This window comes from Bartonella sp. TS25HLJMH (assembly GCF_042193505.1).
GTDB lineage: Bacteria > Pseudomonadota > Alphaproteobacteria > Rhizobiales > Rhizobiaceae > Bartonella > Bartonella grahamii.
This window is the reverse complement of the sequence record NZ_JBHILV010000001.1, coordinates 159,863-173,193: the sequence shown is the minus strand read 5'-3', so window position 1 is coordinate 173,193 and position 13,331 is coordinate 159,863. Positions and strand designations below refer to the sequence as shown.

Sequence of the window (13,331 nt, the reverse complement as noted above, 5' to 3'; positions counted from 1 at the left end):
TTCATCAATAAAAACTTATTGGAAAATACCGCAAATAAAGTTCTGTAAGTTTACCATCCTCTTCTAGAGATTTCAGCGCATAATTGAGTATATCAACCAATTTTTCATTCTTTTTTGCAACAGCAAGCTGCATTCCTTGTCCCAATAACTGTGGCGCCATATATGCCCCCCCAACAAAATGACAGCAATCGACAGATTTTTGTTTTTTGAACCACAACGATAAAGCAAATCCATCATCAAAAATAAGGTCAATTTTACGCTCTTGTAATGCTTTATAGAGTTCTTCTCTCTTTTTAAATCCTTGCCATTTTGCTTTAGGAAAATAATGATGAAAGAGCTTTTCGTGAATACTTTTAGACAAAACACCACTGGTTAAATGTACCAATTGATCGCTTATTGGCTCATCGAGATTTAAAAGTCGAGAAGCAACAAATCGCGCTGGAAAGCGCAAATATGACTTTGTAAAAACAAGATCTTGCTGGGTTTTATTTGTTTCTTTTAAACCCGCAATAATGACTTCTGCACCACCATTTTTAACATGTTCTACAAGCTCTTTCCAAGGAATTACTTCTACTTCACAAAGCTTCTCTAATTTTAATTTTGAGCAAATAGCGCGCAATAAATCGATATTATAACCTGCCAGATGCCCCGTTTGATCAAGGAAATTAAAAGGAGGAAAATCAAAAGTTGTTACAAAACGCAAACGAAGAATATCCGTTGTATCAGGTTGTACCAAATGTTCATGCGAATCAAAAAAAGAAGGCAACCTTTTAGCTTCTGCGTAAGAGAAAAACAGCCCCCCCCCTGCTACAAATAAAATACAAATAAAAATATTGTATGGATTATTGAATAAAAAGTACCGTAAAAAAAATTGAAGATATTTTACATATATAGATTTTTTTATTTTCAAAATCTCTCCCCTATTTTTCAAAACTAAGATGCAACTCTTCTTAATTATTATCTAACGCTCTTCACCAAAATATCTGGCGTTTAATAAATAAAATTCTTGCTATTTTTAAAAACCATTGAAAATGCCTAAGCTTTTGGTGTTAATTTTCCCAAATGAATATATAAAAAGTAATTTTAGAGAAAGGCGATTTGATTTTTTAGATATAAGAAATAAGCTATACATACTGTAGTGGCACACTCTATTTTATCAAAAAATCCCACATATCTTAAAATATTAAGATACTGATTTGTAATGATAATTTATTATTTATGTATTGAATAAAAAACTTTATTTCAAATCTATTTATATTGAAAAAATCAAAACCATTTTCTTGCGTATCACAACCAGAGGGAGTATATAAATACTATTAAAGAAAAGAGTAAAAATATCCTTCAAATGCTGAGGGTTTTCTCAACATTCAGGTTGCATCAACATTTAAGAACTGGAAAATAAAATGATGATGCTGGTTTGCGCCTTATTGTTAATATGGGAAAATGAGGTACATGAATCTTGTAGTACTCACAGGGTATTTTGCGTTATGCTATTCAAACATCATTGTAAAATGAGTTTAGGAACATTGAGAGCTATTTCTTAAAAAAGCGCGTGAATAACAGTGCAATGGTGTTTTGTTTTAAATAAGGGACGTAACCTCCATTATAGGAATGAGAAAATCAAAAGCGTAAGACAATGCGTCATCACCCTCATTATTTAAAAACATCGCCGTAGACGTTTTTAAAAGTTGTAAAACTGAATAAAAGAACGATAGTGGAAACGTGTTTTTACATTTACGCCTTTATATTTTCCACATTTTAAAGATGAAACCAATATACACAATATTTTCGCCTCAATCTAACATACAAAAGATTGAGCTGCTTAGAGAGCTCGTAACCTTTGTTTTAAGTATACGGCAGCATTAGAATTGAAAATTGATTTATGGATAAAACAAGTAAGACCTTTGTTAGTCTAACACAAAAATGCATAACTAATTTTGGAACATTACGCATATGCAAAAATAAACAAAATAAATAGCATCATTATTGTAAAGCTTAATTGACCTCATCCCCACCCTCAAAGGAAAAGGATTCCTACTAGCGGTTGACGTCTAGACAGTCCTGCTTCTCTCGACTAATTCCTCGGAGCTATCCACTCATGCGCTTAACTTAACTAAAGGTTATACAAATAAACCCTGCTCCGAATATTCACCACGCACTTTAAAAATACTTAATGTATCAAGGCAGTGCTTACTTTCCTTATATCACCGCCCTAAATGACGGAGTTTTGTGATATAACAGTACAATCTCATTTCATCATTCTCTCCATTATATATCGACAGATATTGAATCTAGTTCTGATATACGGTAAATGTTTAATGTGGTTATTCCATAAATAACTGATCAGAACATTGAGCTTAAAAAAGCAGATAAAATATTGTAAATTGAACACAGGAATGGACTAACTTATGAGTGATGAAATAACCTCAGCGGCACAAAGTGATGATTATGGCGCTTCTTCTATCAAAGTCCTTAAAGGTCTTGATGCTGTACGTAAACGTCCTGGTATGTATATCGGTGATACTGATGATGGATCGGGTTTACACCATATGGTCTATGAAGTTGTAGACAATGCTATCGATGAAGCTTTAGCCGGTCATGCTACTCTTGTAAACGTCACACTCCATGCTGATGGTTCTTGTTCTGTTCGTGATAATGGACGTGGAATTCCGACAGATATCCACCCAACAGAAGGTGTTTCTGCGGCTGAAGTTATTATGACACAGCTTCATGCCGGCGGAAAGTTTGATCAAAACTCTTATAAAGTTTCAGGTGGGTTACACGGTGTTGGCGTCTCAGTTGTGAATGCATTATCCGTTTGGCTTAAATTGCAAATCAGACGGAATGGTAAAATTCATGAAATATCATTTACCCACGGAGTGGCTGATGCTCCATTAAAAGTTATTGGCGATTGCGATAGAGAAAGTGGAACAGAAATCAGATTTTTACCAAGTTCTGAAACTTTTACTATGGTTGAGTTTGATTTTGAAACTTTGGAGCGCCGTTTACGAGAATTAGCCTTTCTAAATTCTGGGGTTTATATTCTCCTTGTTGACGAGCGTCATGCTGATACTAAATCAGTTGAATTACATTATGAAGGTGGATTAACGGAGTTTGTCAAATATATTGATCAATCAAAAAAAGCTCTGCTTGATAATCCTATTTACATTGCAAGTGAAAAGGATGGTATGAGCGTTGATGTTGCCCTATGGTGGAATGATTCCTATCATGAGAAGATCTTGTGTTTTACCAATAATATTCCTCAGCGTGACGGTGGAACTCATTTGATAGGTTTTAGAAGTGCCCTTACGCGCCAAATTAATGGCTATGCTGAATCTTCAGGTATTGCTAAAAAAGAAAAAGTGAACTTAACCGGTGATGATTGCCGTGAAGGATTAACAGCTATTCTTTCTGTCAAGGTTCCTGATCCAAAATTTTCTTCACAAACAAAGGATAAGTTAGTCTCTTCTGAAGTGCGCCCTATTGTTGAAAATTTGGTCAATGAAGGTCTTTCAGTATGGCTGGAAGAACATCCTCATGAAGCAAAACTTCTCATTAGTAAAGTGGTAGAAGCTGCAACAGCACGTGAAGCAGCACGCAAAGCACGTGAACTCACAAGACGAAAAGGGGCGCTTGATATCACTTCTCTGCCAGGAAAGCTTGCCGATTGCCAAGAACGTGATCCTGCAAAATCAGAAATCTTTATTGTCGAGGGGGATTCGGCTGGCGGTTCAGCAAAAAGTGGGCGCTCACGTCAAAATCAAGCAATTTTACCCCTTCGTGGTAAAATTCTCAATGTTGAACGAGCACGTTTCGACCGCATGCTTTCATCTGATATGATTGGAACACTTATTACAGCTCTTGGAACGTCTATCGGTAAAGATGAATTTTCACCGGATAAATTACGTTATCATAAGATTATTATCATGACAGATGCGGACGTTGATGGAGCCCATATTCGTACTCTTCTGCTCACTTTCTTTTTTAGACAAATGCCCGAGTTGATTGAACGTGGACATCTTTATATTGCTCAGCCTCCTCTTTATAAAGTATCGCGTGGAAAATCTTCCCAATATATTAAAAATGAAGCAGCATTTGAAGAATTCTTGATCGATACTGGTTTAGAAGAAACAACGCTTGAGCTTTCAACGGGAGAAGTTCGTGCAGGGGCTGATTTGTATCAACTCGCTAAAGATGCTCGTATATTACGTCAACTTTTAAATGGTCTTCATACCCGTTATGACCGTAATATTGTTGAACAAGCAGCAATTGTTGGCGCTTTTAATCTTGAAGTCTTTGCAACACAAGAAAAAGCGCAAAAAATAGCAGATACTATAGCACACCGCCTTAATCTGATTGCTGATGATATGGAACAAGGTTGGAGTGGACAATATACAGCAGATGGAAACTTATGTTTTGAGCGTATTTTGCGTGGTGTTAAAGATATTGTTACACTTGATGTTGGACTTATAAATTCAACTGACGCACGCCAAATTGATCGCATTTCCCAAAATTTTATCGACATATATCATCCTCCTGTTCTTTTACGTCGCAAAGATAAAACAGAGCGTATTTTTGGTCCTATGAGCCTCTTAGAGAGCATTTTTACAAATGGTAAAAAAGGTATTACTCTTCAACGTTATAAAGGTCTTGGGGAAATGAATGCTGAACAGCTTTGGGAAACAACGCTTGATCCTAATGCACGTTCTCTTTTACAAGTAAAAATTAATGATGCAACCGATGCAGATTCACTCTTTTCTCGTCTTATGGGGGATGAAGTTGAACCTAGACGTATTTTTATTCAAGACAATGCCTTAAGCGTTGCCAATCTTGATATCTAGAGGTACTCTTCTGTTTTTAGCTGTGTAAATGTCGCAGTTTTATACGTTGTTTTTTCGTATTTGAACATTCTCTCTCTATTTCATTTACGATAAAAAAGTAAGGAAGGTCATACACATGGCAGTTAAAACAGAACGTGTAGGAGCCAAAGGTGGCATGGAGCACTCTTTTGGTTTTACAAGAGTAGATGAAACACAAAAACAATCCATGGTGGATGGTGTGTTTCATTCTGTTGCTGAAAATTATGACAAGATGAATGATATCTTATCCTTAGGGCTACACCGTGTGTGGAAAAATTCCATGATTGCTTGGCTTTCCCCACCAGCACTTTCTCATTGGAAAGTTCTTGATGTCGCTGGCGGTACAGGTGATATTGCTTTTCGTATTCTTAATGCTTCACGCCAAAAAGCCCATGCTACAGTGCTTGATATTAATGGCTCAATGCTCAGCGTTGGCAAAAAACGCGCAAAAAAAAATGGTCTTGCCCCTCTGATTGATTTTGTTGAAGCCAATGCAGAAAATCTACCTTTTGAAGATCAAAGCTTTGACGCTTACACTATTGCTTTTGGAATTCGCAATGTTCCTCATATTGATCAAGCTCTTAGAGAAGCTTTTCGTGTTTTAAAGCCCGGTGGACGTTTCTTATGTTTAGAATTTTCAAATGTTGAGATGCCTCTGCTGGATAAAATTTATGATCTTTGGTCTTTCCATGCTATCCCTAAGCTGGGTCAATTTATTGCAAATGATGGCGATGCTTATCGTTATTTGGTTGAATCTATCCGCAAATTTCCTAAGCAAGATGATTTTGCCCATATGATTAAGCATGCGGGATTTTCGCGGATATCGTACCGCAATCTCACCGGTGCGATTGCAGCGCTGCATTCAGGTTGGAAAATTTAAAAATGGTGCAAATTTCCCCTTACTTTCAATTGATGCGTGCAGGATGGGTTTTAACACGTGAAGGTGTTTTAAGTGCTCTTCCTCATGATGATCTTCAAGGATTTCCAGCGCTATGTCATCGTATAGCGAGTGCATTAGCACGACGCAAAACGAAAAAAAAACAGCGATCTGAAAATATTTCGTATGCCATTAATAAGCTTGGACCCTCTTACATAAAACTTGGTCAATTTCTTGCCACAAGACCTGATATTGTTGGACGTGATATTGCGGAAGATTTGTCACAACTACAAGATCGTGTCCAAACATTTTCTTGCACTGCCGCTGTTGCTCAAATTGAAAGTTCTCTCGGTCGCTCTATTGATGATTTATTCATAAATTTTTATCCCCCCATTGCTGCCGCTTCTATTGCTCAAGTTCACCCAGCTGAATACAGTGATGAAACTGGTCATAAGAAAAAATGTGCTGTAAAAGTTATTCGTCCTAATATCAGAGCACGTTTTTCTAAAGATCTTAGAGGATTCTATCTCATTGCTCACTTACAAGAGCGCTATATCCCTGCCTCTCGAAGGCTTCGTCCTGTTCGTGTGGTGGATACTTTAGCACAAACAACACGCCTTGAAATGGATTTACGGTTAGAAGCAGCAGCTATATCTGAAATGGCTGAAAATATTCAACATGATACAGGCTTTCGGGTTCCATGTATTGACTGGGAACGGACAGGACGTAATGTTCTCACAATGGAATGGATTGATGGTATCAGAATATCTGAAATTTCCAAACTCAAAGAAGCAGGTTTTGATTTGCAGGCGCTTGCCATTACGCTTATTCAATCTTTTCTTCGTCATACATTGCGTGATGGTTTTTTTCACGCCGATATGCATCCTGGTAATTTATTTGTAGATGCAAAAGGATGTATTGTTGCTGTTGATCTAGGCATTACAGGAAGGCTTGGTAAAAAAGAAAAGCATTTCCTTGCTGAAATTCTTTACGGCTTTATTACCCGCGATTACCACCGAGTTGCACGCGCCCATTTTGAGGCAGGTTATGTTCCTTCATACCATAATATTGAAAGCTTTGCGCAAGCCAACCGCGCTATTGGCGAACCAATACACGGACAATCAGCACAAAGCATTTCCATGGCTAAATTGCTCACTTTATTGTTTGAAGTCACTGAATTATTTGACATGCAAACACGACCTGAACTTTTATTGCTGCAAAAAACGATGGTTGTCGTGGAAGGTGTTGCCCGCACATTAGACCCCACTTTTAATATGTGGAAAGCTTCTGAACCTGTTGTCAAAGAATGGATTAGTAAAAATTTAGGACCCATAGGCGTTGCAAAAGACTTTAGTGAAGGAGCGCAAGCTCTCCTTTCGCTGGCACGCAAAACACCACAATTGGTTCAAAATTTCCAACGGATAGAAGAAGATTTCGATCAAATGAGAAAAACAGGTTTTAACCTTTCTCCTGCCACCCTCAAACAACTTGCTATCGAACAAAGTCGTAGAAACCGTTATGGTCGTTATAGCCTTTTCATCATTGCGCTTTGTTGCGTTTGTCTCACTTTTTACTTTTTTCATCTTTTCTAATTTCCTTAATATGCTAAAAATATCAACAATGAAATCATTGCAATCATTTTATTTCTTGGAAGTATTTTATGGCCAGTATTACTATTCGTAACCTGTCTCCTGAAACCAAAGAAGCTTTGCGCATACGCGCCGCGCAAAATGGTATTTCTATGGAAGAAGAAGTCCGACGCCTTTTAAGTAATCCCACTCCTCTCACCACACAACTCTCTCATACTAGCGCTATTGAAGTGCAATCATTGAAATCAAAATCACTCCTTCTTATTATTGGGGGAAGTATTGCATCCTATAAAGCACTTGATTTGATTCGCCGTTTACAAGAACGTGGAGCACACTTAAAAGTTGTAATGACAAAAGCAGCACAAAAATTTATTACGCCTTTAGCCGCTGAAGCTTTAAGCGGTGATACTGTATATACTGATTTATTTTCACGCGAAGAAGAACACGATATTGGACATATCCGATTAGCACGTAATGCTGACCTTATTATTTTAGCCCCTGCTACAGCCAATCGCATTGCAAAAATAGCCAATGGTATAGGAGATGATCTGGCTGATTGCATCCTTTTAGCGGCACGCTGTCCACTCTTAATTGCACCCGCTATGAATCCGTCCATGTGGGCGCATCCAGCCACTATTCGCAATGTTGCACAACTGCGCGCAGATGGCGTTCATATCATTGGACCAGAAATCGGAAATATGGCTGAACGTGACGAGATAGGATATGGGCGCATGAGTGAACCTTTAACGATTGTCGCTACCATAGAGGCTCTTTTGAATGTGCATGAAAAACCTCTCTCTGACCGCCATTTCATCGTTACCTCTGGCCCTACCCATGAACCAATTGATCCGGTGCGTTATCTTGCTAATCGGTCTTCAGGCAAACAAGGTCATGCCATCGCAACCGCTCTTGCGCATTTGGGTGCAAAAGTAACACTTATTTGTGGACCTGTTAATCTTGCAGACCCACAAGAAGTAAAAACCATTCATGTTGAAACAGCACAACAGATGTTACAAGCCGTTCAAGCCGCATTGCCTGCTGATGGTGCCATCTTCGTTGCCGCTGTTTGTGATTGGCGCAGTCAAACGCAGTCTTTACATAAAATTAAAAAGAATGCTCATAAAATACCACCATCCCTTCATATGATCGAAAATCCTGACATTTTAGCAACGATTGGACACGCTCCAAATCGCCCCTCATTGGTCATTGGTTTTGCTGCTGAAACATGTGATATCATTGCCAATGCGCAAAAAAAATGTGTTGAAAAAGGAGCTGATTTCATTCTTGCTAATGATATTTCTCTTCAACTAGATGGCACAAATGTCATGGGTGCTGATACAAATCAAGTTTATCTCGTGAGTAGAGAAAAAGTTGAACAATGGCCCCATATGAGTAAACAACACGTAGCGCAAAAATTAGCGAACATGATTGTATCATTTTTTGCCCCCCAGACACCTACTCCTCATGAGGAAAATATACCCCATTTCAAATAATAACTCTTCAAATGCATTCATATTAAAACACCTTATAAAATAGAACTAACAATAGGTGCCTATCTATCTCGATTAGTATACAATATTTTGATTTATAATGATAATCTAGCGTTGTTCATATTAAATTAGAATCCCGAATATCGTAAGATTCTCTCATTTCAAATCTCCCTCATGTTGAATCAATAAAAACCATTTTCTTGCACGTTGTAAACAAGGATAGCCGTATGAATACAAAACGTTTAAGAAAGAACTAAAAACGCTTATAATGGACCGTCTCAAGAACAAAGGGCTGTCGAGCAATACTGAGGATGATGGCTCCAGCGTGCTCTTTTATTAAGCATAAAGATAGTGGTGCTCTATAAGTTTTATTTATTCACGAGAGCTTTACCCTTATACTATTCACAGGAACTGTTGCGAAATAAGTGTGACGAGCGTTGGAAATGTTTCTTGAAAAAATTCCATTTCACCCATAGCCTTCATAAAAAGTAGGATCTATTGCACCACTGTCTCCCCAGCTTATAAAAAACAAGCTATCATTCACTTTGCCTATCATCAATTTTGAGAAAGCTCTTGCATTGGATAAAATTTATAAAAGCATTTTCTCTCTTCAATGTTTTTATCCCCATATTGGTCCTATTTATGATGTGCAAATACATGATTTTGATTGTTTCATGATGAGAGCAGTTAATGAGAAAATATGACAACTTTATTTGGAGCTCTTATTCACTATGAAAAACAATGTATAAATCAATGTATTATAACATCTCGATACAATTTGAAGCATATCTCACACTGACGTTCATAAAGAGTGTAGACAAAATTCATTGCACCACTGTCTATAAGTTTATGAAACTGACGCCTTTATTATTTTCCTCAGTGATCGGTCTTTAAAATTAAATGTGTGTGTCCTCTCTCTAACATACCAAGACCGCAAAGACTAGAATTTGATCCATGATATCCGCACATTGTGATGTTTTATGAGAAGTATTTTTATTCCTTTATCGAAAGCTTTGTATCCACACATTGGTCTCGCGTATAATGTGCAAGTAAATAATTTTTTGATGTTGAATAGAGGCTTTGAAATTAAAGAATATCTCTATATTTTGGATTCTTATTCAAGTTGAAAATGATCAATTCTCTTCATAAATTAGTGGTGTTATTATCTAAAAAATATTTGATACAGTGCACCGCTTGTACGAAAAGCACTTCAATGAATTCTTACTTCATTGCACTTATAGCTTTTAAAATTCAAAATCTCATCATTTTTAATCATCAGTGGCGTCTCCCACTTTTTGCTTCTTCTCAAGCAATTGCCCTTCCATGGGATATGAACGGTCAATCGCCTAAGCTTATTTTTTCACTTCTATCATATTAATCATTCTGTTGCTCAAATCAGAATATCTACGAGCTACTACGTTACTCCTATTCCATTGAACTCAATATGTTTTGAATAAAAGCGAGAGGCAAAAGCATGCCGCCAAATAGTAGAGAAGTACAGAGTATTGGGCATTGTGCAAAACAATTAAGCACGTAGATAAATGAAGTTATACAACTCTACTGAATAAATAGAAGTAAACAACTTTCCTCCAAAATAGTTCTTATTCCTTAATTTTTCACATATATCATATAAACGCAATAACCTACACTCTGTACAAAAATATTAAAATTTCTTCTACAACAGCTGCTTTTTAAATTCTTCTTGATTTTTAAAAATCAAAATTTCTATTTATTCAAACTTTATTTTAAACAAAGAAACTTTAGTCGTTTTTTATAATGTTCTTGAAAAGAAATCTTGTAATTCAAAAAAGAAAAAATTACACTGCACATTCTTTAAATATATTTCTTGTTTTTTTGCTTCTTTCCTTAGTTTATTAATCTATGATTTTTACTGCTGCCTATCGTGCTTTACAACGTCTTCTGACCTCGCAATATAGTATTATGATACTGAAAGCATTGGGGATTACTTTTTTCATTCTCGCCATTTTATGGTTATGTGTGCACCAACTTTTTGTGTCTTACTTTTGGCCCTGGATTGCTCAGTTTCTTCCTGGAATCCCTAGTTGGGCGGGATGGATTGGTTTTAGCATGCTTATCATTTTTAATCTTGGTTTGGCTCTTTTGTTGGCGTTTTTGATTGCACCAATCGCAGCTATGATTGGTGGTTTTTTCATTGACTCTGTTGCTGAAATCATTGAAAAAGAGGATTACCCAAACGAGCCTATTGGACAAGCTTTGCCGTTTCGGCGTTCTCTTATCATTTCCTTTAAATTTGTTATTTTAAGCCTTCTTGGTAATGGAATTGCTTTTATTTTATTCTTCATACCAGGTATTAATTTAATCGCTTTTTATGTTATTAATGGTTATTTGCTTGGTCATGAATATTTCTTGTTTGCTGCTTATCGTTTTCGAACAGAGCAAAATGCACGTGCTTTTTTACATACTCATTACACAACGGTTTTTGGTGCAGGATTATTGATAGCGCTTTTTGTTTCGATTCCAATTCTTAATTTAGCAACACCGCTTTTTGCAGCCGCCTTTATGACATATTTACACAAAATGCTTTCCCAAAAGACCATGGAACACATTACACAAAAATAATGTTACTTGACTTTAAGGCTAATAAAACTTGCCAACCAAAGAAAGCATAATATAAAATTTTATGCTTTATCTTTCATTAAAGTAATATATTGATTTACAACGATAATTTATCATTTCACAACATGAGTAAAAAACCTAAATATCATGAGGCTTTCTCTTTTTAATCCTATTCATATTGGATCAATTGAAATCGTTTGTTAATATGTCATAAACGAAGGTGGTGTGTGGATAAAAGTACTTTCAAAAAGGCGTGAAATATCTTTTATGAATCCTCTCAATGCAAACATTATCGTCACATTAAAAACTTGAAAAGAGTATGATGGTATCGATTTATACCTTCTATTTCAGTAAAAATGGAGAGCATAATGTATTTTATACCATTCATGGAGAGTATATACTCTTCTGAGCACCGTCATAAAAGAGTTTCGGAGATTATTGAAAAATGTCTGTGTAAAACAAGTACATGAATGAGTAGTATAATAGCATTTTTGAGGGTATTCTATTTTAATTGTGAAAAGCGCGCGCTTTAAAGAAACCTTTTGAAAAAAATCTTGCTCTGATGTTAGCGTTTCGCTAATATGGTGTTATCATATACATTATCTTAAATGGATTATTTTAGCCTTGTTAACGCCTTATATTATAAGGTTTCTTTTCTTCAAAACTGTCGATACGAATGATTAATTGGATATTCATTTTTATCAAAAAATAAGGGGTTTGTTAACCATCGCAAGGAGTGAATTTTAATACCAAAGTAAAAAAATAAAAACATGTAAGTTCTTAAACTTATGAGAAATTTGTTATAGGATATACTCTTCATAGATGTAATTGTTATGATATTGGAAAATTAAAAAATTAAAAAACAAGCTATACGTACACTGATAAAAGTATTAAATAGACTCCTTTGTTCCACCGGTAAAGCAAATGTGACTGCTTAGGTTCATATTCTTTCAAATCATGCGAAAGATGTGTAATATTTAAAGGAAGGTTATAAAGATGAACTGGATTACAAATTATGTTCGTCCTAAAATTAACTCTATATTGGGGCGCCGTGAAATTCCAGAAAATCTATGGATTAAAGATCCTACCAGTGGTGAAATGATCTTCCATAAAGATCTGGAAGCTAATCAATTTGTAGCTCCTAATTCTGGCCATCATATGCGTATCAGCGCTAAAAATCGTCTCATGCATTTTTTTGATGATGGTGTTTATACAGCTCTTGAAAATCCAAAAGTTGTAACAGATCCTTTAAAATTTCGTGACGAAAAACGCTATATTGACCGGTTAAAAGATTATCGTTCTAAACTTGGTGTTGATGACAATATTTTAAGTGCACGTGGTACGATTGAAGGCTTACCAATCATTGCAACCGTTCAAGATTTTGCCTTTATGGGTGGATCACTCGGTATGGCTTCAGGAGAAGCTATTATTAAAGCTTTTGATACTGCCATTGCCGAAAGGCGCCCGCTAGTTCTTTTTTCTGCTTCTGGTGGCGCACGCATGCAAGAAGGAACACTCTCGTTGATGCAAATGCCTCGTACAACCGTAGCGATTGAAATGTTGAAAGAAGCAAAACTTCCCTATATTGTTGTGCTGACTAATCCAACCACCGGTGGTGTTACTGCTTCTTACGCCATGCTTGGTGATATTCACATTGCTGAACCTGGCGCTATGATTGGTTTTGCTGGTCCACGTGTGATTCAACAAACTATACGCGAAACCCTACCAGAAGGTTTTCAAAGTAGTGAATATCTGCTCGAACATGGTATGATTGATATGGTTGTATCACGTTTAGAAATGAAAACAACAATTGCGCGTCTTTTACGTTTGATGATGAAACGCCCTGCTGTTTTTAACCCTTCCGATCCATCCCCAACAGACTCTCAAACATCGCTTTCTACAGCAAAAGCAGTTTAAA

7 protein-coding genes are annotated in these 13,331 nt (G+C 36.4%); 6 read left to right on the top strand and 1 reads right to left on the bottom strand.

All coding sequences use genetic code 11. From position 1 onward, the window contains the following. Positions 1 to 4 precede the first annotated feature (4 nt). Positions 5 to 910 carry a transporter substrate-binding domain-containing protein gene (locus tag ACFINF_RS00695; RefSeq protein ID WP_375619222.1) on the bottom strand — a complete coding sequence of 302 codons (906 nt, stop codon included), beginning with the start codon at positions 908 to 910 and terminating at the stop codon, positions 5 to 7. Between the two features lie 1,498 nt (positions 911 to 2,408). Here ACFINF_RS00695 and gyrB point away from each other — a divergent pair. The 6 genes from gyrB (at position 2,409) to accD (ending at position 13,330) form a co-directional block, all read left to right on the top strand. Further along, positions 2,409 to 4,841 carry a DNA topoisomerase (ATP-hydrolyzing) subunit B gene (gene gyrB, locus ACFINF_RS00690; RefSeq protein WP_375619221.1) on the top strand — a complete coding sequence of 811 codons (2,433 nt, stop codon included), beginning with the start codon at positions 2,409 to 2,411 and terminating at the stop codon, positions 4,839 to 4,841. Between the two features lie 115 nt (positions 4,842 to 4,956). After that, a complete protein-coding gene (gene ubiE / locus ACFINF_RS00685) occupies positions 4,957 to 5,739 on the top strand; it encodes a bifunctional demethylmenaquinone methyltransferase/2-methoxy-6-polyprenyl-1,4-benzoquinol methylase UbiE (RefSeq protein ID WP_375619220.1) in 783 nt (260 codons plus the stop codon). 2 nt (positions 5,740 to 5,741) lie between these two features. Further along, a complete protein-coding gene (ubiB, locus tag ACFINF_RS00680; RefSeq protein WP_375619219.1) occupies positions 5,742 to 7,328 on the top strand; it encodes a 2-polyprenylphenol 6-hydroxylase in 1,587 nt (528 codons plus the stop codon). A 68-nt stretch (positions 7,329 to 7,396) separates the two neighbouring features. After that, positions 7,397 to 8,818: a bifunctional phosphopantothenoylcysteine decarboxylase/phosphopantothenate--cysteine ligase CoaBC gene (gene coaBC, locus ACFINF_RS00675; RefSeq protein WP_375619218.1), complete on the top strand. Its 1,422-nt coding sequence runs from the start codon at positions 7,397 to 7,399 to the stop codon at positions 8,816 to 8,818. A 1,878-nt stretch (positions 8,819 to 10,696) separates the two neighbouring features. Next, entirely contained in the window at positions 10,697 to 11,416 is a 720-nt protein-coding gene (locus tag ACFINF_RS00670; RefSeq protein ID WP_375619217.1) for a sulfate transporter family protein, read from the top strand. A 993-nt stretch (positions 11,417 to 12,409) separates the two neighbouring features. Next, positions 12,410 to 13,330: an acetyl-CoA carboxylase, carboxyltransferase subunit beta gene (gene accD, locus ACFINF_RS00665; RefSeq protein WP_375619216.1), complete on the top strand. Its 921-nt coding sequence runs from the start codon at positions 12,410 to 12,412 to the stop codon at positions 13,328 to 13,330. The last annotated feature ends 1 nt before the right edge of the window (position 13,331 follow it).

What these genes read in the sequence shown, in the direction of transcription:
- gyrB (WP_375619221.1), top strand. Translation starts at nt 2,409, where the DNA reads ATGAGTGATGAAATAACCTCAGCGGCACAAAGTGATGATTATGGCGCT.
- ubiE (WP_375619220.1), top strand. Translation starts at nt 4,957, where the DNA reads ATGGCAGTTAAAACAGAACGTGTAGGAGCCAAAGGTGGCATGGAGCAC.
- ubiB (WP_375619219.1), top strand. Translation starts at nt 5,742, where the DNA reads ATGGTGCAAATTTCCCCTTACTTTCAATTGATGCGTGCAGGATGGGTT.
- coaBC (WP_375619218.1), top strand. Translation starts at nt 7,397, where the DNA reads ATGGCCAGTATTACTATTCGTAACCTGTCTCCTGAAACCAAAGAAGCT.
- ACFINF_RS00670 (WP_375619217.1), top strand. Translation starts at nt 10,697, where the DNA reads ATGATTTTTACTGCTGCCTATCGTGCTTTACAACGTCTTCTGACCTCG.
- accD (WP_375619216.1), top strand. Translation starts at nt 12,410, where the DNA reads ATGAACTGGATTACAAATTATGTTCGTCCTAAAATTAACTCTATATTG.